This window comes from Streptomyces sp. NPDC001513 (assembly GCF_042894695.1).
Classification (GTDB): Bacteria; Actinomycetota; Actinomycetes; order Streptomycetales; family Streptomycetaceae; genus Streptomyces.
Map to the genome: position 1 here is coordinate 193,532 of NZ_JBIAVU010000017.1, position 20,144 is coordinate 213,675.

General features: G+C 71.2%; 21 protein-coding genes. 15 read left to right on the forward strand and 6 right to left on the reverse strand.

From position 1 onward, the window contains the following. Positions 1 to 22 precede the first annotated feature (22 nt). From ACFYZ4_RS33280 to ACFYZ4_RS33290, 3 genes are read right to left on the reverse strand one after another with little or no spacing between them, the layout of a single operon-like run. A complete protein-coding gene (locus tag ACFYZ4_RS33280) occupies positions 23 to 1,549 on the reverse strand; it encodes an FAD-binding protein (protein WP_390785637.1) in 1,527 nt (508 codons plus the stop codon). A 12-nt stretch (positions 1,550 to 1,561) separates the two neighbouring features. Then, positions 1,562 to 3,124 (reverse strand): flavin-containing monooxygenase, encoded by a 1,563-nt coding sequence (locus ACFYZ4_RS33285; RefSeq protein ID WP_390785638.1) that lies wholly within the window; start codon positions 3,122 to 3,124, stop codon positions 1,562 to 1,564. Positions 3,125 to 3,134: 10 nt separating this feature from the next. Next, the gene (locus tag ACFYZ4_RS33290) at positions 3,135 to 4,031 is read right to left on the reverse strand and encodes a class I SAM-dependent methyltransferase (protein ID WP_351288470.1); all 897 of its coding nucleotides are present in this window, start codon (positions 4,029 to 4,031) and stop codon (positions 3,135 to 3,137) included. Positions 4,032 to 4,236: 205 nt separating this feature from the next. On the opposite strand from ACFYZ4_RS33290, the gene ACFYZ4_RS33295 reads away from it, so the two are divergent. From ACFYZ4_RS33295 to ACFYZ4_RS33305, 3 genes are read left to right on the forward strand one after another with little or no spacing between them, the layout of a single operon-like run. Next, positions 4,237 to 4,491 (forward strand): hypothetical protein, encoded by a 255-nt coding sequence (locus tag ACFYZ4_RS33295; protein ID WP_030390264.1) that lies wholly within the window; start codon positions 4,237 to 4,239, stop codon positions 4,489 to 4,491. A gap of 11 nt (positions 4,492 to 4,502) precedes the next feature. Continuing rightward, positions 4,503 to 5,489 (forward strand): ketoacyl-ACP synthase III, encoded by a 987-nt coding sequence (locus tag ACFYZ4_RS33300; protein WP_351288468.1) that lies wholly within the window; start codon positions 4,503 to 4,505, stop codon positions 5,487 to 5,489. Continuing rightward, positions 5,486 to 6,238: an SDR family NAD(P)-dependent oxidoreductase gene (locus ACFYZ4_RS33305; protein ID WP_351288466.1), complete on the forward strand. Its 753-nt coding sequence runs from the start codon at positions 5,486 to 5,488 to the stop codon at positions 6,236 to 6,238. Before ACFYZ4_RS33300 ends, ACFYZ4_RS33305 begins: the two co-directional genes overlap by 4 nt. A gap of 217 nt (positions 6,239 to 6,455) precedes the next feature. Here the strand turns inward: ACFYZ4_RS33305 and ACFYZ4_RS33310 are convergent, their stop codons facing one another. Then, positions 6,456 to 7,373, reverse strand: coding sequence for a BTAD domain-containing putative transcriptional regulator (locus ACFYZ4_RS33310; protein WP_384341116.1), 918 nt, complete (start codon positions 7,371 to 7,373; stop codon positions 6,456 to 6,458). 294 nt (positions 7,374 to 7,667) lie between these two features. On the opposite strand from ACFYZ4_RS33310, the gene ACFYZ4_RS33315 reads away from it, so the two are divergent. From ACFYZ4_RS33315 to ACFYZ4_RS33370, 12 genes are all read left to right on the forward strand, one after another. Next, positions 7,668 to 8,879, forward strand: coding sequence for an aminotransferase class I/II-fold pyridoxal phosphate-dependent enzyme (locus ACFYZ4_RS33315; RefSeq protein WP_351301108.1), 1,212 nt, complete (start codon positions 7,668 to 7,670; stop codon positions 8,877 to 8,879). 40 nt (positions 8,880 to 8,919) lie between these two features. Continuing rightward, positions 8,920 to 10,173, forward strand: coding sequence for a beta-ketoacyl-[acyl-carrier-protein] synthase family protein (locus ACFYZ4_RS33320; RefSeq protein WP_351301105.1), 1,254 nt, complete (start codon positions 8,920 to 8,922; stop codon positions 10,171 to 10,173). Beyond that, entirely contained in the window at positions 10,170 to 11,027 is an 858-nt protein-coding gene (locus ACFYZ4_RS33325; RefSeq protein ID WP_351301102.1) for a MaoC/PaaZ C-terminal domain-containing protein, read from the forward strand. The genes ACFYZ4_RS33320 and ACFYZ4_RS33325 overlap by 4 nt, the downstream gene beginning before the upstream one ends. Continuing rightward, positions 11,024 to 12,616 carry an AMP-binding protein gene (locus tag ACFYZ4_RS33330; protein ID WP_390785639.1) on the forward strand — a complete coding sequence of 531 codons (1,593 nt, stop codon included), beginning with the start codon at positions 11,024 to 11,026 and terminating at the stop codon, positions 12,614 to 12,616. The genes ACFYZ4_RS33325 and ACFYZ4_RS33330 overlap by 4 nt, the downstream gene beginning before the upstream one ends. After that, the gene (locus ACFYZ4_RS33335) at positions 12,613 to 12,870 is read left to right on the forward strand and encodes a phosphopantetheine-binding protein (protein WP_351301096.1); all 258 of its coding nucleotides are present in this window, start codon (positions 12,613 to 12,615) and stop codon (positions 12,868 to 12,870) included. Before ACFYZ4_RS33330 ends, ACFYZ4_RS33335 begins: the two co-directional genes overlap by 4 nt. Before the next feature lie 44 nt (positions 12,871 to 12,914). After that, on the forward strand, positions 12,915 to 13,958 hold the full coding sequence (locus ACFYZ4_RS33340) for a hypothetical protein (RefSeq protein ID WP_390785640.1): 1,044 nt from the start codon (positions 12,915 to 12,917) through the stop codon (positions 13,956 to 13,958). A 106-nt stretch (positions 13,959 to 14,064) separates the two neighbouring features. After that, positions 14,065 to 14,826 (forward strand): tryptophan synthase subunit alpha, encoded by a 762-nt coding sequence (gene trpA / locus ACFYZ4_RS33345; RefSeq protein WP_351301090.1) that lies wholly within the window; start codon positions 14,065 to 14,067, stop codon positions 14,824 to 14,826. Between the two features lie 75 nt (positions 14,827 to 14,901). Continuing rightward, complete coding sequence (locus tag ACFYZ4_RS33350; protein WP_030721055.1) at positions 14,902 to 15,276, forward strand: ectoine synthase; 375 nt, start codon at positions 14,902 to 14,904, stop codon at positions 15,274 to 15,276. A 60-nt stretch (positions 15,277 to 15,336) separates the two neighbouring features. After that, entirely contained in the window at positions 15,337 to 16,482 is a 1,146-nt protein-coding gene (locus ACFYZ4_RS33355; protein WP_351585780.1) for an acyl-CoA dehydrogenase family protein, read from the forward strand. Further along, entirely contained in the window at positions 16,479 to 17,216 is a 738-nt protein-coding gene (locus tag ACFYZ4_RS33360) for an N-(5'-phosphoribosyl)anthranilate isomerase (protein WP_351301085.1), read from the forward strand. The genes ACFYZ4_RS33355 and ACFYZ4_RS33360 overlap by 4 nt, the downstream gene beginning before the upstream one ends. Then, the gene (locus ACFYZ4_RS33365; protein WP_384341129.1) at positions 17,213 to 17,935 is read left to right on the forward strand and encodes an indole-3-glycerol-phosphate synthase; all 723 of its coding nucleotides are present in this window, start codon (positions 17,213 to 17,215) and stop codon (positions 17,933 to 17,935) included. The genes ACFYZ4_RS33360 and ACFYZ4_RS33365 overlap by 4 nt, the downstream gene beginning before the upstream one ends. Then, positions 17,932 to 18,765 carry an alpha/beta hydrolase gene (locus tag ACFYZ4_RS33370; RefSeq protein ID WP_384341131.1) on the forward strand — a complete coding sequence of 278 codons (834 nt, stop codon included), beginning with the start codon at positions 17,932 to 17,934 and terminating at the stop codon, positions 18,763 to 18,765. Before ACFYZ4_RS33365 ends, ACFYZ4_RS33370 begins: the two co-directional genes overlap by 4 nt. 81 nt (positions 18,766 to 18,846) lie before the next feature. On the opposite strand, the gene ACFYZ4_RS33375 is transcribed toward ACFYZ4_RS33370, so the two are convergent. Both ACFYZ4_RS33375 and ACFYZ4_RS33380 read right to left on the reverse strand, forming a co-directional pair. Continuing rightward, the gene (locus tag ACFYZ4_RS33375) at positions 18,847 to 19,482 is read right to left on the reverse strand and encodes a DUF6875 domain-containing protein (RefSeq protein ID WP_351301076.1); all 636 of its coding nucleotides are present in this window, start codon (positions 19,480 to 19,482) and stop codon (positions 18,847 to 18,849) included. Then, a complete protein-coding gene (locus ACFYZ4_RS33380; protein WP_390785641.1) occupies positions 19,479 to 20,081 on the reverse strand; it encodes a hypothetical protein in 603 nt (200 codons plus the stop codon). Before ACFYZ4_RS33380 ends, ACFYZ4_RS33375 begins: the two co-directional genes overlap by 4 nt. Positions 20,082 to 20,144 lie beyond the last annotated feature (63 nt).

Here is a 20,144-nt window from a genome sequence, read left to right on the forward strand (position 1 = left end):
TCCACGGCCGGCCGGCCTGCCGTCAGGCGAAGAAGCCCTGGCCGGGCGTGAAGATGTTGTTGGGGTCGAACTTCCGCTTGGCGTTGACGAAGCCGCTCCAGCGGTTGCCGAAGTGCTTCTGCCAGTCGGCGCCCGTCATCGGGATGGAGCCCACCAGGTAGCGCTTGGCGCCGCTGGCGACCGCGATGTCGTACAGGCGGCGGTTCTGGTCGATCATGCCCTGGATGTTGGGCTCACCCGGGTTGGGGAAGCGCAGCAGGTCGAAGAGGTAGACCACGGACTCGTTGGGCATCATCGCCAGCGGCCGCTTGATCTTCGACGTGTAGAACGGGTAGAAGAGCAGGAATCCGCCGCCGAGGGAGGTGTCGTCCAGCTCCTGCTCGACGCGCTTCATGAACGCCTTGGTCTTGGAGGCGGGAAGGAACATGCTCAGCCACGGCTTGGGCGTGTACCAGTGGCCGCCTTCCTTCAGGTACGCCTCGTAGGCGTCGAGGCGGAACATGTAGTCCCTGAAGGAGACGTCCTCGATGACCGCGTCGGCGCGGACGTCCTTCAGGTCGCAGAGCAGCTTGGCGCGGTTGGGCGGCGTCGTGTTGTAGGTGGCGCCGACCTCCAGCTTGTACCGCCAGCCGGAGTTGTCCGGGGTGCGCAGCATCTCGCCGGCGTGGACCTGGAAGCGGCCGTCGGCCAGGACCTTCTCCGAGTCGACGAGGTACTGCTCGACGGTGCTGTAGAACAGGCTGAAGATGACGGCCCGCTTGGGGGCCGGGATCAGCTTGACGGTGGCGCGGACGATGATGCCGACCTGGCCGCCGCCCGACAGGGCCGCGTTGAACAGGTCCGAGCGCTGGGTGGCGCTGGCGGTGACGAGCTTGCCGTCGCCGGTGACGATGTCGATGGACTGGACGGTGTCGCAGAGCAGGCCGTACTTCTGGACGGTGCCGCCGATGCCGCCGATGGAGATGGTGCCGCCGATGGAGATGTACAGGTAGTCGGGGAGCGCCGGCGGGGTCTTGCCCACCTTGAGGGTGGCGTCGGTCAGCTGACCCCAGGTCACTCCGGCCTCGACGACCGCGGTGTCGTTGCCGATCGAGATGATCTTCGACATGCCCTTGGCGTCGATGGAGATGCCGCCGGGGACGCGGGCCTGGCCGTAGACCGAGTGGGACTCGATGTCGTTGCCGGTGCCGCCCTGGCCGTTGACGGCGACCTTGATGTTGTGGGTGCGGGCGTAGTCGACGATCTTGACGATGTCGTTGGTGCCGCCGGGGCGCAGCACCGCCCACGGCTTGCTCGCGGCGCCGTCGAAGAGGTGCCCGAAGTCGTTGGCGAAGGCGTCGACCACGCCGGGGGTGGTCTCCAGGGTTCCGACGAGTCCCGGTACGGGGACGATGTCGGAGTTGCCGGCGGCCTCGGCGGCCGTCGCCCAGGTCTGGGAGACGGTGTTCCAGCCGACGACCGCGACGGCGGTGGTCGCGATCCCGCCCAGGACCCGGCGGCGGGACGGCTCGGCCGGGGTGCCCGCGGCAGTTCTGTGGGTGCTGCTCATCTCGTGCGTCTCCTACTGGTGAGGTACCGGCTTGGTGCTGCGCACCCGGGAAGCGAGCTGGTACTCGCTCAGGTCGAGGCGCTTGGTCCCGCGACGGAAGCGCCAGGTGTAGGTGGGGAAGACCGTGGTGTTGCGGCCGTTGGCGTCGAGGTACCAGCTCTTGCAGCCGCCCGACATCCAGACGGTGCCCTCGAGGTGCTGGTCGAGTGTGCGGTTGTAGGCGTCCTGCGCCTCCTGGCGGACCTCGATGCTGGCCAGGCCGCGCTTGTCCGCCTGCTTGAGGGAGTCGACGACGTACTGGACCTGCGCCTCGATCATCACGGTCTGCGAGGAGTGGCCCAGGGCGGTGTTGGGGCCCAGGAGCATGAAGAGGTTGGGGAAGCCGGCGATGGTGGTGCCCCGGTGGGCGGCCATGCCGTCCTTCCAGGCCTCGCGCAGCTGGACGCCGCCCTTGCCCCAGATCCGGCGGGCGACCGGGCGGTCGGTGGCCTGGAATCCGGTGCCCAGGATGATGGTGTCGACCTCGCGCTCCACACCGTCGCTGCCGACGATCGACTTGGGGCGGACCTCGGCGATCGTGTCGGTGACGATCTCGACGTTGGGCTGCTGGATCGCCGGGTACCAGGTGTTGGAGAACAGCAGGCGCTTGCACGCCACCAGGTAGTCGGGGGTGAGTCTGGCGCGCAGCGCCTCGTCCGCCACCGACTTCTTCAGGTGGTCGCTCGCCATCTTCTGGACCTTCTCGGCGAGCTTGGGGCGCTTCCAGAAGAAGGCCAGGATCTCCCGGCCCCACATGTTGAAGCCGCGCCGGAACTGCTGGTAGCCGGGGAGCGAGCGGAGCAGCTTGGTGTGGAGCTCGCTGTTGGCCTTGTCGGGCTTGGGGCCGATCCACGGGGGTGTGCGCTGGTAGAGGTCGAGCTGTCCGACCTCGGGCTGGATCTTGGGGACGAACTGGATGGCGGAGGCGCCCGTGCCGATGACGGCGACGCGGCGGCCGGCCAGGTCGTGGTCGTGGTCCCAGTTGGAGGAGTGGAAGACCTTGCCCTCGAAGTCCGCCAGTCCCTTGATGTCGGGGACGGCGGCCTCGCTGAGGTAGCCGGTGCCGGTGACCAGGAACTGGGCGGTGTAGGGGCCCTGTGAGGTCTCGATCTTCCAGTGCCGCTCGCCCTCGTCCCAGCGGGCGGCCTCCAGTTCGTGCCCGAACCGGATGTGCGGGCGTACGCCGAAGCGGTCGGCCGTGTCGCGCAGGTAGGCGTACAGCTCGTCGCGGGAGGCGAACGTCGACTTCCAGTTCGGGTTGCGGGCGAAGGAGAACGAGTAGAGGTGGGACATGACGTCGCACGCACAACCCGGATAGCTGTTGTCGCGCCAGGTGCCGCCGACCTCGTCGGCCCGCTCGAACACCAGGAAGTCGTCGATGCCCGACTGCAGCAGTCGGATGGCGGTGCCCAGGCCCGAGAAGCCGGTGCCGATGACCGCGACCCGCAGGTGCCGGGTGGGTCCGCGGCCGCCGGGGGCCGTCTCGGTGCCCGTGCGTGCTCCGCCGTCCTTGGCCGGCTCAAGAATGCTCGTCACGTCGACCTCCTCAGCGGCGCGTGATGGTGACGCGGAAGTTGTTGAAGAACTTGTCCTCGAGCGTGTAGGCGAAGATGTCGAGGTAGCGCTCGAAGCGGGAGACGACCTCTTCGCCCTCCAGGGCCACGGCCTCGTCGCGGCGCTCGGCGAGCAGGACCAGCCAGGCGCGGCAGGCCATCGCGAAGGACTCGCGCTCGTTGGCGATCTCGTCGATCTCGAAGAGGCCCTCGGCGGCGGCGGACAGCTCGCTCAGGTGGGGGATGTGGCAGCCCTCGAACTCGGAGCGCTGGAGGAACTTCAGGTCGTCGAGGAGCGCGCGGTTCATCGGCAGCGCCTCGGCGGTCATGGTGTGCAGTACGAACTTGGCGCCCGGGTTGAGGGCGTTGGCGACCTGCTGGAAGAAGTACCGGTAGCGCTTGGTGCGCTCCTTCGGCGGCAGGTTGGAGGAGACGAAGTGCTCCAGGGCGTTGATGCAGAACGCGGCGTCGTACTTCTCGCTGTCGTCGGCGACCTTGTAGTCGGCCCAGCTCTGGACCAGCGTGGTGATCTTCGGGTTGTTCAGGCCGTCGATGAAGGCTTCCTGGGTGCGGGAGAGGGTCAGGCCGACGGCCTGCTCCGCGCCGTGCACGGTGGTGAGGCGGTTGAGCATGGTGCCCCAGCCGCAGCCGATGTCCAGGACGCGCTTGGTGGTGCCGGCGCTGACGTTCGCGAGTTCGGCGAACTTGTCGAGCTTGCGCTCCTGCGCCTCGTCCAGGGTGGCGACCAGGTCCTCGCCGTCCTCCCAGTAGCCGCCCGAGTACATCATCGTGGGGCCCAGCAGGAGTCGGTAGAAATCGTTGCTGACCTCGTAGTGGTGCCTGATCGCATCGACCTCGGGGTCCACCGACTTGGGGGCGACCGTTGTCATCCTGATCCTCTTTCCTGCGTGTCCGGCGGGCCTTGTTTCCGAATTCGCGACCGAGAAAACCCGATGCCCCGCAAGGCGTGCGCAAGAGGGCCCGGATTCGGGTTCCGGTGTGGTGTTGCGCGTTCCTTGCGGGGGCGGAGCTTTTATCGCTCTCGAAAACAAGACACGCACTGCCGAGTTGCATTGCCGAGAGAGGACCGACCCCATGTCGCTGCCCACCATCGAAGAACTGGCGAGCCAGCTCGAGGCCGTCTCGGGTGCCGCGGAGGTCAGCCCCGACGCCCCGCTCCAGCACATCGCGGACGTCGACTCGCTGGACCTGATGGAGTGGCTGTACGGATTCCAGAACCAGTACCCGCACATCCCGGCCGACGAGTCCCTCTTCGCGGACCTCGACGACACGACCACGCTGCGTGACGTCTACGCGAAGATCGTCGATCTCGTCCCGGCTCAGGCGTAGCGAGGGGTGACGTGACCGGCTTCGACATCACCGGGTGGGGCATGTCCGTACCCGAACGCATCGTCACCAGTGCGGAGCTCGCCGAGCGGTTCGGCGTGGACGAGCACTGGGTCGTCAGCCGCTGCGGCATCCGCGAGCGGCGGGCGGTCAACCCGGGGCAGACCACCGCCTCCCTGGCCGTCGAGGCCGGCCGGCGTGCGCTGGAGAAGGCGGGGCTGACCGGCGCCGACATCGCCCACCTCATCGTCGCGACGGCCACGCCCGAGCAGCCGTCCCCGGCGACGTCCGCGTTCGTCCATCACGAACTGGGCGTCTCGGGGAGCGCGCACGACGTCAACTCCGAGTGCGCGGGCTTCGTCTACGGGCTGGTGTCCGCGATGGCGTTGATCGCCATCGATCCCCGCCCGATCCTGCTGATCGGGTCCGACACCCACACGCTGACGGCCAATCCGGCCGACCGTGACCTGTCCATCCTCGTCGGTGACGGTGCGGGCGCCATCGTCCTGCAGCCGGGCGCGGAGAACCGGGTCAAGGCGTGGAACCTGGGCGCCGACGGCGCCTGCACCGGCTCGCTGAAGGTCCTGGCCGGCGGCAGCCGGATGCCGACCACCCAGGAGACGCTGGACGCGGGTCTGCACTACGCGCAGATCAACGGCAACGAGATCTACCTCAACGCCGTCCGCTACACCGTCCGTACGGTGCGCGAGACGCTGGAGAACGCCAAGGTGGAGGCGGCCGACGTGGACCACGTCGTTCCGCACCAGGCCAACATCCGGATCATCAACTCGATCCTGTCGCACACCGGCCTGCGCCAGGAGGCGCTGATCACCAACCTCCAGAAGTACGGCAACACGGCTTCGGCGTCGATTCCGATCGCGCTGACCGAGGCTTTGGAGGAGGGCCGTATCAAGGCCGGTGACAAGGTCCTGCTGGCCGGTTTCGGCGCGGGCATGACCTGGGGTTCGATCCTGATGGAATGGGGCGGTGTCGCGGCATGAGCAAGAACGGTGCGGGAGAGCGGCCCGAGTCCCCGGTCGCGCTGGTGACCGGCGCCTCGGGCGGCCTCGGCCAGGCCCTGGCGCTCGAACTCGATGCGCTGGGCTGCCGGGTCGCGGTCCACTACAACAGTGCCCGTGAGGCCGCCGAGGCCGTGCGGGAGAAGCTGGTGAACCCGTCGGTGCTGGTCACCGGGGACGTCGGGTCGTGGGAGGCCACCCAGGCCCTCCACGAGCGGATATCCGCGGAGCTCGGCCCGGTGGACGTCCTCGTCAACAACGGGGCGATCCGCAAGGACAGCCTGATGGCGATGCAGAATCCCGCCGACTGGGCGCAGGTCATCCAGACCAACCTGGTCGGCTCGTTCCACACCGCCCGGGTCTCGGTGCCGCACATGCTGCGGCAGCGGTGGGGCCGGGTGATCAACATCGTGTCCCCGTCGGGCATCATCGCGACGGCCGGGCAGACGGCGTACTCGGCGTCGAAGGCGGGTCTGATCGGCTTCACCCGTACGCTCGCGGCGGAGTGCGGGCGGCGCGGGGTGACGGTGAACGCGCTGTCCCCCGGGTTCATGATCACGGGTATGACGAACACGCTCCCGGACCGGGTCATCGAGGGCATGGAGGGCAAGGCCCCCATTCCCCGGTTCGTCACGGTCGAGGAGGTCGCCGGCAGTGCCCGTCTCTTCCTGGAGCAGGACTGCATGACGGGCCAGGTCATCAGCATCGACAGTGGTGTGTCCATCACCTGACCCCCCTGGCCTCCCCTCCCCCGGCCCCGGCCTCCCACCCCCAGGGGAGGCCGGGGCCGCTCGCCGTGCCCCGACGGCCGCGGCGGCCGCGGTCGCACGGGCGGTACGCGTACGGGTACGGGTACGGGGCCTGGTTCGGGTTCGGCCTTCCCGGGGGGGGTGGGCATGGCGAAGGCCGCCGCGGAGTCCGCGGCGGCCTTCGGCGTGCGGCAGGGGGTCAGGCTGCGGGGAAGGAGGTGACGGGATGGGTGACGGGGTGGGTGACGCAGCCGTGGTCGGCCAGGGAGCAGGGGCGGGGGGCCGACGCCCGGTGGTCCATCTCGAAGACCCCCATGAGCACCGGGTCCAGGCCGGCCGCGGAGCGCGGGGCGAACGCGCGGGGTTCGGGGGTGCGCAGCAGTTCCAGGTAGGCGGCTTCCGTCTCGGGCGCGGGATCGATGCCGAGTTCCTCCGCCAGTACCTCGCGCAGCTGCTGGTAGCTGCGTAGGGCCTCGGCCCGGTTGCCGGCCCGGGTGTGGGCGGCCATCCGGCAGCGGTAGGCGCTTTCCCGGAAGGGGGCGCGGCGTACGGCCTCCTCCGCGTAGCGCAGGGCGTGGTGTTCGTCGCCGAGGGCGGAGGAGGCCAGGCTCGCGGTCTCCAGTGCCTTCAGGCGGACTTCTTCGAGCTGTTCGCGCATGGCGTTGACCCATTCGCCCTCGTGGGAGGGGAGGAACGAGCCGCGCAGGTTCGACACCGCGCCGGCGGCGAGCTGTTGCGCGACGGGGTAGGCGCCCTCCGCGTACGCCTCCGCGGCCTCGGTGACCGCGGTCTCCGCGCATTCCACGTCGACGGCCGCGTCCTGCGGTATCCGCAGGAGGTACCGGCCGCCCTGTGCGACCAGCGGGGTGACTCCCGGCTGGTCCTGTGGCGTGGTGACGAAGGTGCGGACGCGGCTCACGAGGCTGCGCAGCGCGGAGGCCCAGGTGTCCGGCAGGCCTTCGGGCCATATGGTCTCGGCCAGTTGGTCACGGTCCGTGCCGCCGGTCCGCTCGAGGATCAGGCGGGCGAAGGCCACTTGCGCCTGGGCGCTCGACAGGTGTTGAGGCGCTGCTCCGTCCGGCTCGATCGTGACAAGACCTATGAGTCTGATCAGCACTATGCACTCTCCGAAACGGTCGGCTTCCGGCCGTGTCCCCCTGGCTCGTGCGATTCCGAGGATACCGGCGGGCCGTCTCGGCATGTCAACAGCGACCGGCAAAACATTCCTTCGCGAATGAAAGCCGAGGTCCGGTGATTGTCCTCCGCTTTTCGAGTACGGCTTTGGTCTTCCTCTTGCGCCGCTATTGCGCCCCCCGAGTCTTAATGGAATTCCACTAGAGCCCCGCCGGAACAACGGCGGAGCACCGATGGAGTTCCGGGTCCGCCGGACGATCGCGACGAGGAGAAGCACGTGAACGCATCCGCCGCCTGGAGCCGACTCGAGCCGAAGCTGGCGTACTTCCGTGACCGTGTCCGGTCGCTGGAGTACGAGCCCAACCGGAAGAACAGCTTCGTCGCCTACACCGTCGAGCGGGATTCGGCGTACGCGGACCAGGACGGCCGGCGCCTGCTGATGATGTCGGGGTACAGCTACCTGGGTCTGGCCGGTGACGAGCGGGTGGTGTCGGCCGCCAAGGCCGCCGTCGACCGCTACGGGACGGGCAACCACGGGGTGCGGGCGCTGGCGGGTTCCACGCCGCTGCACGAGGAACTGGAGGCCGAGGTCGCCAAGTTCGCGGGGCGTGAGCAGGCGCTGGTGTTCGGTTCGGGGTATGCGGCGAACGTGGGCACCGTCGGTGCCATCGTCGGTCCCGGCGACACGGTCTTCATCGACAAGTACGACCACGCGAGCATCGTCGACGGCTGCAAGCTCTCCGGTGCGACCGTCACCCGTTTCCGTCACAACGACGTCGCCCACCTGGAGCGCCGGCTCGCCGCCGCCCCGGACACCGGTGTCCGTCTGGTCATCGTCGACAGCGTCTACTCGATGGACGGTGACATCGCCCCCCTCGTCGAGCTGCGCAAGGTGTGCGACGCGCACAACGCGCTGCTGATGGTCGACGAGGCCCACGCGCTCGGTGTCATCGGTGCCACCGGCAAGGGCATCGAGGAGCACTTCGACTACGAGGTGAAGGTCGACGTCAAGCTCGGCACCCTCTCCAAGGCCATTCCGTCCATGGGCGGTTGGGTCGCCGGCTCCGCCGAGCTGATCCACCACCTCAAGTACGCGGCCCGCCCGTTCCTGTTCTCCGCGGCGCTCGGCCCGGCGCAGAGCGCGGCGGCGCTGGAGTCCCTGCGGATCCTGCAGCGCGAGCCGGAGCGGGTGGAGTTCATCCAGCGCGAGTCCGAGCGGTTCCGCACCACCTTGCACGAGGCGGGCATCAGCACCGTCGACAGCGAGACCGCCGTCGTCCCGGTCATCGCCGGATCCGACACCGCCGCCTACGACTACGCCACCGTGTGCCGCAAGAACGGTGTCATCGGCCTCCCCGTGGTCACCCCGGCGGTCCCCAACGACCTGGCCCGGCTGCGCATCGCCATCACCGCGGCGCACACCAAGGCCGACCTCGACTTCGCGGCCGAGGCGTTCATCAAGTCGGCGCGCGAGTGCCGCATCATCTGACCCCCTCACGACGACCGTCCTCACGCCTTAGGGAGCAGACATGCCTGGACCGTCCAGGGGCAGTTCGGCGCTTGTGCCCGTCGCCATCACCGGCATGGGCGTGGTCACCCCCGGCGGGTGCACCCCGGACGAGCTGTGGGACACGCTGCGGGCCGGCCGGTCCACCGCCGCCGAGCTGACCCACTTCGACCTCGGCCGCCACCGGGTGCGGATCGGCTGCCGGGTCCGCGGCCTCGACGGCCTCGCCGGGCTGGTCCCGGCCAAGGAGGCCCGCCGGATGGACCCCTTCGCGCACTACGGCACGGCCGCCGCCCTCGCCGCGCACCGCGACGCGGGATCCCCCACCGCCGAAGCCGGCCGTACCGCCATCGTGGTGGGCAACGCGGTGGGCGGGCGGGCCACCAGCGACCTGGAGTCCGCCCACTACACCGAGGGCGGCCCGGCCCGGGTCAACCCGCTGATGCCGCTGATGACGATGCCCAACGCGGCCGCCGCGCACATCGCCATCCGGCTCGGCTGGACCGGGCCCGCGCTGACCGTCGCCAACACCTGCGCCAGCGGCGCCGACGCGATCGGGCACGCTTTGATGCTGCTCCAGACCGGGCGCGCCGATCTCGTCATCGCCGGCGGTGCGGAGCACACCCTCACCCCGGTCACCCTGGCCGGGTTCGGCAACCTCAACGCGGTCTCCTTGCGCAACGACGACCCGGAGCACGCCTCGCGCCCCTTCGACAAGGACCGCGACGGGTTCGTGATGGGCGAGGGCGCGGGATTCGTCGTCATGGAACGGCTTCAGGACGCGCGGGCGCGCGGGGCCCGGACGTACGGGCTGGTCGCCGGGTACGCCGCCACCGCCGACGCCCACCACCTCGCGATGCCGCTGCCCGACGGGGCGGGAGCCGCGGCCGCGATGGCCTCGGCCATCGCCGACGCCGGCCTGGATGCGTCCGACATCGTCCACGTCAACGCCCACGGCACCTCGACCCCGCACAACGACCGGTCCGAGGCGGCCGCCCTCACCAAGGTGTTCGGCAGCGCGCAGCCGCCCGTGACCGCACCCAAGTCGGTGATCGGCCACCTGATCGGCGCCGCCGGAGCCGTGGAACTCATCGCCACCGTGCAGGCCATGCGGCACTGCGAGGTACCGCCCACCGCCAACCACGAACAGCTGGAGCCAGGAATGGACATCGACGTCGTCCACGGCACACCCCGTGCCGTGCGCCCGGGACCCGCGATCACGAACTCCTTCGGGTTCGGCGGCCACAACTCCTCCGTGGTGGTGACGCCGGTATGACGCTGCTGTCCCTGCCCTCCCCCCTGCGTACGCTCACCGTCACCGAGCCCGAGATCACCGACTACCGGGGCGCGGCCCGGCGGGGGCTGCCCACCGCCCGGCCCGGTCAGGCCTCCCCCGTCCACACCTTCGTCCTCGCCCACACGGTGGCCGAGCAGACCGTCGCGGCGCTGACCGCCGCCGAGCCCGGTCCGGTCTCGGTGGTCCACCTCGGCCAGGACATCCGCACGGTGCGGCCGGTCCGGCCGGGCGAGCGGGTGAGCGTGGCCCTGGAGGTGGCCGGCATCCGCAAGGAGCCGCGCGGCGCCCGTATCGCGCTGCGGGTGCACCTCGTCGGCGAGGACGGTCCCGAGCCGTTCGCGGAACTGACCATCTCCGCCCTGCTGGTCGGTGCGACGCTGCTGGAGCCCTTCGGTGACATCGGTGTCGGCCCGGCCGCCCCGGCCCCGGCCGGGGCGGGCGAGCCGCAGAGCGCGGTGCACGCGCTGACCGCCGACTGGATCACCGCCTACGCCCACGCCTCCGGTGACCTCAACCCCATCCACCTCGACGTCGACGCGGCCCGCGGGGCCGGTTTCGAGACCGTCATCGCGCACGGCATGAGCGTGGTCGCCCTCGCCGTGGAGGAGGCCGTGGACCGCTTCGCGGGCGGCGACTCCGCCCGGGTGCGCGGCCTGGGCTGCCGCTTCTCGGCCCCGGTGCCCCCCGGCATCCCGCTGGAGATCCTCCTGCAGCCCGACGCCGAGGCCCGCGTGGTGCGCTTCACCTGCAAGACGCCGAAGGGCGCGGCCGTGAAATCGGGCTGGATCGAGCTCGCACAGCCGGCGCCGCAGGAAGGAGAGGAACAGCCATGACGACGAGCGTCCCGGCCGTCCCGGCCGTCGAACTCGGTCTCCTGGGAGGGTTCCTGACCCAGGTCCGCGACCGCCCCCACGCCACCGCGCTCCTCTTCAACGGGGAGGAGACCACCTACCGCGAGCTGTACGAGATGGCCGGCCGCGAACGCGACCGCCTCGCCCGCCTGGACCTCGCCCCCGCGGTCCCGGTCGGCATCCTCGCCGACAAGTCGCCGGCCGCCGTGGCCCTCGTACTGGGCTGTCTGCTGGCCCGCCGGCCGCTGCTGCTGCCGTCGCCGGCCCTCGCCGACACGCTGCTCGCCGATCTCTTCGCCCAGGCCGGCTGCGCCCGGGTGCTGGCTCCCGCAGGTCAGCCGGCCCGGGTCACGCCCAACCCTGAGGTTCGGGCCCAGCCGCTGCCGGCCGACGAGGCCGCGGACGTGGCGTTCATGCTGACCACCTCCGGCTCCACCAGCCTGCCGAAGATCGTCCCGCTGAGCCTGGACGCCGTGGACCGCTTCACCCGCTGGGCCGCGAACGCGTTCGGGATCGGCCCCGACCGCACCGTCCTGAACTACGCCCCCCTCAACTTCGACCTCTGTCTCCTGGACGTGTGGACCACGTTGGCCCGCGGCGGGCGCGTCGTCCTCGTCGACCCGGCGCTGGCCGCCCACGGACGCCACCTGCGCGACCTGGTCCTGCGCCACGACGTCCACGTCGTGCAGGCCGTCCCGATGGCCTTCGGACTGCTCCAGGACGCGGCCGACAAGACCGGTGACACCTTCCCCGGCGTCGAGCACGTCATGTTCACCGGCGACGCCATCCCCGACCGCACCCTCGGCGCGCTGCCCGCCCTCTTCCCCAAGGCCCGCATCCACAACATCTACGGCTGCACGGAGACCAACGACAGCTTCGTCCACGAGGTCGAGACCGACGACGCCTCCGGTGCCGTGCCGTCGCCCGTCCCCATCGGCCGCCCGCTGCCGGGCGTACGGGCCCTGGTCCTGGACCCCGACACCGGGGAGCTCGTGGACGGGCCGGGCAGCGGAGAGCTGTACGTCTCCACGCCCTTCCAGACCCGCGGCTACCTCGACCGGACCCGGCACGCCGACAAGTTCACCGCCCATCCGCTGGGCCTGGACGAGCGGCGCTGGTTCCGCACCGGCGACCTCGTACGGCGGGACGCGGCCGGCACCCTGCACCTGAGCGGGCGCACCGACTTCCAGGTCAAGGTCCGCGGGGTCGCCGTCAACACGGCGGAGATCGAGCGGGTCCTGCAGGACCACCCCGACGTGCTGGAGGCGGGCGTGGCGGCGCTGCCCGACCCGATCGCCGGCAAGCGGCTCGTCGCCGCCGTCCGGCGTGCCCCCGGCGCCGCCCTGACCTCTCTGCAGCTGCGTACGCACTGCGCCCGGCACCTGCCCCGGGCAGCGGTCCCCCACCAGCTCACGCTGACCGACGCCCCGCTGCCGAAGACCGCCACCGGAAAGGTCGACCGCAAGGCGCTCGACCGGCTCGACCGGACCGCCTCCCCCACAGCCACACCTGCCACGGCATCCGCCACGACATCCGTCGCCACTTCTCTCGCCGAAGGAATCCCGTCATGAGCAACATCGACACCATCAAGAACTTCGTCATCACCGAGTTCCTCCCGGGCACCCCGGCCGCCGAACTCGCCGCCGATCACGACCTGCTCAACGACGGGGTCATCGACAGCCTGGGCGTCCTGAAGCTGATCGCCTGGGTCGAGGACCGTTTCGAGCTCGCCATCGGCGACGCCGACCTGGACCCCAACAACTTCCGCAGCGTCGAGGCGATCGACACCTTCATCGCGGAGGCCCGCCGCACGGCGGCCGCGTAGAACCACCCACCACCACCCCGAACCGGACGAGACGGAGACCGACCGTGCACGATGCACTCATCGGCCTGCTGGAGCAGCGGGCCCCGGTCGGCCGGGAGACCTGGCGGTCCTGGTGGGACCAGCTCGGCGACGGCCAGCTCGACAAGCCCGAGGTCGTCGCCCTGCTGGCCTCCCTGGCCAGCCGGCTCCCGGACCACCAGACCCTGCGCCACCTGCTGGACTCGCTCGCCGAGCGCCGGCCGGCGGCGACGGTGACCACCTCCTGGGAGGGCACCGTGAACGTGGTGGGCACCGGCGGCGGGCCCAAGACCTTCAACATCTCCACCGCTTCGGCGTTCGTCGCCGCGGCCGCGGGGGTCAAGGTCGTCAAGACCGGGTCGCGGGCCTACACCGGCTCGCTGGGCTCCGTCGACCTGCTGGAACGGCTCGGTGTCCGTCTCACCTCCTCCTACGCCCAGACCGAGGACACCCTCGCCGCCCACGGGATCGCCTTCGCCGGGCCGTTCGTCTACCCGGCGCAGCTGACCCGACTGGCGCGGACGGTGGCCCCGTACTCGATGAAGCCCTTCGGCCGCTTCCTGAACGCGCTGGGGCCCTTCCTCGCCGACCTGCCGGTGACCGCCCAGGTCACCGGGGTGTCGGCGGCGGCCCCCCTGGACACGCTGCGCCGGCTCGCCGCGACCACGACGACCCGCCGGATCTGGCTGACGTCGAACGACACCGGCGCGGACGAACTGCTGCCCTTCGCCACCAACACCGTCCACGGGGAACACTCCCTGACCCGGATCATCCGGCCGGGCGAACTCACCCCGGGCGACGGCTCCTTCGGGGACCTGCGACCGGTTTCCGAGCCCGCCGGGGCGGTCGAGCACTTCCTGGCCGTCCTGGCCGGCACGGCGGGCCGGGTGGCCACCCACACGGTCTGCCTGGGCGCGGCCGCCCTGGTGGTGGCCTCCGGTGTCCGCCGGGACTGGCCCTCGGCGGTCGCCCTCGCCGAGGGCGCGGTCCGCTCCGGCGCGGCCCACGACCTCGCACGGCGCCTGGCGGCCGCGCCCGCGGCCCGCACACCGGCGGTGGCCCATGCCTAGGCCCGCGGCGCCGGCCGCCCAGCGGGCGGGGACCACAACGGCCCCGACCCCGGCAGGGAGTCCCGCACCCTTCTTCCCGACCCGGCGGCCCGGCGGTACGCCCGGCGTGGCGCTGTTCCTCAACGCGGGCGACCCGCCGCTGCCGGTCCTGCGGGACCTGGTCCTGATGCTCGACGAGGAGGGCGTGGACTGCCTGGAGCTGGCCGTCCCGTTCCCCGACTCGGTCACCGACGGCCCCGTCGTGCGGCGCTCCGCCCGCCGGGCCCTGGAGGGCGGCGGCGCCGGCCTGGACGACGTGCTCGCCTTCATCTCCGGCGTACGGCCGCACCTTTCGCACCTGCGGATCGCACTCCTCGCGGACTGGAGCCACTCCCTCAAGGACCGCGACCTCGCGGCCGCCACCCGCGAGATCGCCGCGGCGGGCGCGGACGGACTCCTCGTCCACGCGCTGCCCCCGCGGCTGCGCGAGGCGCACCTGGAATCGGCCCGGGCGGTCGGGCTGCCGGTGGTCACCACCTGCTACGCCAGCAGCCCGGCCGAGGTCCGGGCGCAGGCTGCCGCGCAGGCCGGCGCCTACCTGTATCTCGTCGCCCACTACGGACGCAGCGGGACCGCACCGGCCGCCGGCCATGCCGCGCTGGCGCAGACCGTCACGGATCTACGGGCGCACACGACGTCCCCGATAGCCGTCGGCTTCGGGGTCAGCACACGGCAGGACGTTTTGGCCGTCGGCGCATCCGGCGCCGACGCCGCGATCATCGGCTCCGCCGCGGTGGCCGCCGTGGAGCGGGCGCAGGAGGACGGCCTCGATGTGACCGCCGCCTTCCGCACGTTCGTCCGCTCGGTCCTGCCCGACGTGCCGCACTGACCTTCCCTACCAGCGGAAGCAGGCTCCACCCCTCAACAGCACCATCCGTGCACCACCTCACACCGGGAGATTGCCATGATCGTTCGCGACATCGAGTCCGTGAAGACCGTCGAGTGGGGCAACGGCCTCAGCCGCCGCTTCCTCCTCGCCGAGGACGGCCTGGGCTACTCGCTCACCGACACCACGGTGCTCGCCGGCACCAAGTCGCGTCTGGAGTACGTCAACCACCTGGAGGCCTGCTACTGCATCGAGGGCTCCGGGGAGGTGATCGAGCTCGACGGCACCTCGCACGAGATCGTCCCGGGCCGGATGTACGCCCTCGACCAGCACGACGCCCACTTCCTCGTCGCCAGCCCGCACGAGGACCTGCGCCTGGTCTGCGTGTTCTCGCCGGCGCTGCGCGGCGACGAGGTCCACAGCCTCGACGCCCACAGCTCCTCCGCCTACTGAGCCGCGCGCCCCGGCGCGTCACGCCCGTCAAAACCGTCAGCCGAATCAAAGGGGTCCCTCGTGATCCGTTGGAACGCCGACCAGGCAGATCTGCGCGAAGGCCTGGAGCGGTGGGGAGACGCACTCAGCGCAGACCACATCGAACTCGACGAGCAGTCCGCCTTCTCGGCGGACAAGTGGAAGCTCGTGCAGAAGACCGGGATCCTGTCACTGCCCTTCGACGAGGACCACGGAGGCCTCGGACAGTCCCTCCTCACCACCATGTACGTGCTGGAAGGCCTCGGCGAGTACAACCGTGACTCGGGCCTGAGCTTCTCGGTCACCACGTCCATCTGCTCCACCGGAATCCCGATCCGGCAGTTCGGCACCGTGGAGCAGAAGGAGCGCTACCTGCCCGGGATCTGCTCGGGCGAGACGATCGGCGCCCACGCCATCACCGAGGCCGAGGGCGGTTCGGACGCCATGGCGATGGCCACCAGGGCCGTGCGGGACGGGGACGACTTCGTCATCAACGGCAGCAAGGTCTTCGTCAGCAACGGGCCGATCGCGGACGTGATCGTGGTCTACGCCCGGACCCATCCGGACGGCGGCCCGCTGGGAACGACGGCGTTCCTGGTGGACCGGAACACCCCCGGGGTGAGCGCCGGCAAGCCCATCAAGAAGATGGGGCTGCGGACCTCTCCGCTGAGCGAACTGTTCTTCGACGACGTACGGGTGCCCAGGACCGCGGTGCTGGGCAGGGTCGGGGGCGGGTTCCTCGTCCTGGACCACGTGATGAAACGGGAGATCCTCTTCTCCTTCATCGTCAACGTGGGCGAGATGCAGCACCGGCTGCAGCGGTGTGTCGACTACGCGAAGACGCGCAAGTCCTTCGGAAAGGCGATCGGTTCGTACCAGACGATCGCCAACAAGATCGTCGACACGAAGATCCAGCTGGAGACCGCCCGCAAGTGGCTCTACGACACCGGGGAGAAACTGGAGGCGGGCGAGAACGTCACCGTGGACCTGGCCATCGCCAAGCTCGTCACGAGCGAGTCCAACCTGGCCACCAGCATCACCGCCGTGCAGATCTTCGGCGGCCACGGCTACATGTCGGAGTTCGGCCTCGAGCAGGACGTGCGCAACGCCCTGGGCGGCACGATCTACTCGGGGACGAACGAAATCCAGTACAACCGCATCGCCTCGATGCTGGGACTGGGCAAGTGAGCACCACCCGCCCGCTGTCCCGGACGCTGCTGAAGGTCTGCGGGGCCACCGGCCCCGCGGACATCGAGGCGGCGGCGGCCGCCGGGGCGGACTGCGTCGGCCTCTGGCACGGCGTACCCGGCGGCCCGTCGGAACTGGACCCGGACGGGCTCGCCGCCCTTGTGGCGGCGGCCCGTCCGGCCGGGCTCCTGCCGGTCCTGGTGACGTTCCTGGCCGACCCCCGCGCACTGGCCCGGGTCGTGCGGCGCACCGGCGTCGCCTGGGTCCAGCTCCACGCCTACCAGCCGCCGGCCGTCGTACGGGCGCTGCGCGAGGCACTGCCCGCGGAGGTCGGCCTGGTCAAGGTGCTCCACGTCGACGAGGCGGGCGGCTGTGTGGAGCGGCCGCTGATCGGTGCGTACGAGCGGGCCGGCACCGACCTGTTCCTCCTGGACACCGCCACCGGGGACGGCCGGATCGGCAGTACCGGCGCCGCCCTGGACCCCTCCCGTCTGACCACCCTGCTGCCCCGACTCACCCGGCCCTTCCTCCTGGCCGGCGGTCTGACCGCGGCCAACCGGCCCGCCTACGAGGACGTCGTACGCCACAGCGGTTTCCGCGGCATCGACGTGGACACGGCGGCACGCGACCAGGCGACCGGGGGCTTCGGCGTCCCGGAGATCGCCGCCCTGGCCCGCGCCTGGCGCACGGGCACCCCCGTCCCCGACCCTCCCCTGCTGGAGCTTTCGCGATGACGAAGCAGAACCGGAACGGCTTCCCTTTTCTCGAGGCCCTCCTGGCCTCGCCGACCCCCGTGGTGATGGAGGTGAAACGGCGCGACGCGCACGGCTACGACATGCTCGGCGGCCGCACCCCGGCCGCGATCGTCCAGGCGTACGAGACGGCGGGCGCCCCGTGCATCTCGGTGGTGACGGGCCGCTGGTTCGGCGGCTCGCCCGCGCTGCTGCGGGACGTGGCCGCGCTCAGTGGCCTTCCGCTCCTGCAGAAGGACTTCATCACCCGCAAGGACCAGATCCGCACGGCGAAGGAGCTCGGCGCCTCGGCGGTGCTGCTGACGGCGGCGCTGCTCCCGGCGTCGAGCATGCGGACCCTGGTCACGGAGTGCCTGCTGGCCGGGCTGACGCCCTTCGTCGAGATCACGACGGAGGCCGAACTCGAAGCCGTCCACCACCCCGAGGAGTGTGTGATCGCGGTCAACAACAAGGACATCAGGACCCGCGAGAAAGGCGCCGGCGACCTGGGCCGCTCCCTGGACCTGCTGCCGGCGGTCCGCGCCGCCGGGGCGGCCTGCCCGGTGAGCGCGAGCGGCATCGACGGCCCGGCGACCGCCGCCCACCTCCTGGACGCCGGGTTCGGGGGGCTGCTGGTGGGCACCTCGCTGCTGCGCACCGGCTCCCCCGTGGAGTGGGTGGACGCGATGGCGGGCGCACGGAAGGGGCTGGCGCTGCGATGAGCACCGCGACGGGCGGCGCACGCCCCCACACCCTGAACGCCGCGGGCATCCCCCTGTCGGGGCTCCTGGCCCTCCCCGAGGGCCGGGAGGTCCGCTCCACGATCCTGGCCGTCCACGGCCGCGGCATGCGGGCCGCGTACTGGAATGCCCTCATCCCCCTCGCCACCGGCCTGGGCCACGCGGTCCTGGCGCTCGACCGGCCGGGCTACGGCGACTCGGCAGGCCTGCTGCCCGAGGGCCAGAGCCTGGCCGGGCAGGCGGAAACCCTCCACGCGGCCCTCAAGGAGCACGCGGCCGGGCACGCGATCGGCGCCGGCGTGTTCCTCCTGGGCCACTCCGACGGCGGCAAGGTGGCCCTGCACACGGCGGCCACCGACGGCGCGGTGCCCCTGCTGGGCCTGGACGCCTCGGGCGTCGGCCACCACTACAACCCGCAGGCCCTGCACTTCCCGTCCACCCTGGGCGGCGGTGCCTCCACACTCAACTGGGGCCCCCTGAACCTCTACCCGCGCGGCACCTTCCAGGCCAGCCGCGCCCTGCTGTCCCCGACCCCGCCGCGCGAGTCCGCGGAAACCGTGTGGTGGCCGGGCCAGTACGAGGAACTGGCCCCCCGCGTCCGTGTCCCCGTCCGCCTGACCTTCGCCGAGCACGAGGCGTGGTGGCACCTGGACGATGCGGCGCCGGCAGCGATGGCGGCCCTGCTGACCGCGGCCCCCCACGTCACCGTGGAACACCTTCCGGCGGCGGGCCACAACATCAGCCTCGGCCACGCGGCCACCGCCTACCACCTGCGCGTCCTGGCCTTCCTGGAGGACTGCCTGCGCCTCTAGCCCCCTTCCCCGCAACACCAATCGGCCGCGCCCCCACCAGGGGGCGCGGCCGATCGTCGTTCACCAGGAGGGGCGGGGTGCTCAGGCGGCCACCACCCGGCTCACCAACTGGTCGCGGATCCGGGCCGGGAGCGCCGGCGCGAACCGCTGGAGGTAGTGGTCCATGTGGGAGTCGTCGCCCACCAGGAACGGCAGGTCGAAGACCAGGAGCTTGCGGACCGCGAGCAGCGGCAGCGGGGCGCGCAGCGGGCGGAAGGACTCGTTGTACAGGCCCGGTTCCTCGCAGACCGGGTGGAACTGGCCGATCATCAGCCCCTCGGCGACGAACTCGTCCTTCGCCTTGCGCTGGAGTTCGTCCAGCTCCACGGAGTCCGTGGGGTCGAAGCCCGGCAGGACCAGCAGGATGGTGAGGAGTTCGCGGTCCTCGGGCGAGAGCGGCCGGGAGAGGACCGCGTGGCGGGTGCGCAGCGAGTCGACGGCCATGGCCAGGTCCTCGCAGCCGGCGGTCGGCAGGGCCAGGTGGAAGAGGTCCTTGCGCAGCGAGGGCTGGGTGTAGGGGCACACGGGTCCGGTGCGGCCCAGTTCGGGGTGGCTGGAGACCAGGAAGTCCCGGCTCCACATGAGGACTTGCAGCAGTGGGCCGATGGCTTCGGGCGGTGCCTCGCCGCGGGCGACCTGGCTGCTGGTCCACGACTGGATCAGGTCGTCTCCCCTCATCGGGGGTTCCTCCACATCGGTCGCAGGACGGGTCCGCCGTCGGGCAGGGTGATGTCCGTGCCCAGGCGTTCGAAGCCGGCGCGCCGGGTGACGGCTTCGCCGCCCGGTGAGCTGGCCTCCGTGTAGGCGCCGACGCCGTCGGCGTCGGCGCGGGCGGTGATCTCGGCGAGGAGGCCGGACATCAGGCCGCTCTGCTGGTGGCCGGGGCGGACGGCGCCGAAGGAGGCGTAGTAGTGCGGGGTGTGTGGGTGGCGCTGGGCCTGGAGGCGGGCGATGGTGCGCAGTGCGTCCGTGTGCTTGCCGAGGGCGTGGGCGAAGGCGGCGTCCAGGGCGTCCTCGTCCGGTTCGGCGCCGGGTGGCAGGAACAGGAGCACCGCGTCGCCGTCGGGGGTGGTGAGGATCGCGTCGTGGGCGGCGGAGAGTTCGACGAAGACCCGGAAGAAGCCGGGGAGCAGCTCGGCTCGCAGCCGCTCGTCGGGGATCATCCAGCGGGTCAGGGCGTCGTCGTGGAAGGCGGCGGACATCAGGGCGGACAGGTGGTCGAGGGACGGCCTGTCGGGCCGGGGTAAGGCGGTGGGGCCGGACGGGTTCGGGGACAAGGCGTGGACCTCCGGTGGGAAGGGCGGGGGCGGGAAGGGGGCTTTGTCGGTCGGGTGTTGGCG

What these genes read in the sequence shown, in the direction of transcription:
- ACFYZ4_RS33280 (WP_390785637.1), bottom strand. Translation starts at nt 1,549, where the DNA reads ATGAGCAGCACCCACAGAACTGCCGCGGGCACCCCGGCCGAGCCGTCC.
- ACFYZ4_RS33290 (WP_351288470.1), bottom strand. Translation starts at nt 4,031, where the DNA reads ATGACAACGGTCGCCCCCAAGTCGGTGGACCCCGAGGTCGATGCGATC.
- ACFYZ4_RS33295 (WP_030390264.1), top strand. Translation starts at nt 4,237, where the DNA reads ATGTCGCTGCCCACCATCGAAGAACTGGCGAGCCAGCTCGAGGCCGTC.
- ACFYZ4_RS33305 (WP_351288466.1), top strand. Translation starts at nt 5,486, where the DNA reads ATGAGCAAGAACGGTGCGGGAGAGCGGCCCGAGTCCCCGGTCGCGCTG.
- ACFYZ4_RS33320 (WP_351301105.1), top strand. Translation starts at nt 8,920, where the DNA reads ATGCCTGGACCGTCCAGGGGCAGTTCGGCGCTTGTGCCCGTCGCCATC.
- ACFYZ4_RS33325 (WP_351301102.1), top strand. Translation starts at nt 10,170, where the DNA reads ATGACGCTGCTGTCCCTGCCCTCCCCCCTGCGTACGCTCACCGTCACC.
- ACFYZ4_RS33330 (WP_390785639.1), top strand. Translation starts at nt 11,024, where the DNA reads ATGACGACGAGCGTCCCGGCCGTCCCGGCCGTCGAACTCGGTCTCCTG.
- ACFYZ4_RS33335 (WP_351301096.1), top strand. Translation starts at nt 12,613, where the DNA reads ATGAGCAACATCGACACCATCAAGAACTTCGTCATCACCGAGTTCCTC.
- ACFYZ4_RS33350 (WP_030721055.1), top strand. Translation starts at nt 14,902, where the DNA reads ATGATCGTTCGCGACATCGAGTCCGTGAAGACCGTCGAGTGGGGCAAC.
- ACFYZ4_RS33365 (WP_384341129.1), top strand. Translation starts at nt 17,213, where the DNA reads ATGACGAAGCAGAACCGGAACGGCTTCCCTTTTCTCGAGGCCCTCCTG.
- ACFYZ4_RS33370 (WP_384341131.1), top strand. Translation starts at nt 17,932, where the DNA reads ATGAGCACCGCGACGGGCGGCGCACGCCCCCACACCCTGAACGCCGCG.
- ACFYZ4_RS33375 (WP_351301076.1), bottom strand. Translation starts at nt 19,482, where the DNA reads ATGAGGGGAGACGACCTGATCCAGTCGTGGACCAGCAGCCAGGTCGCC.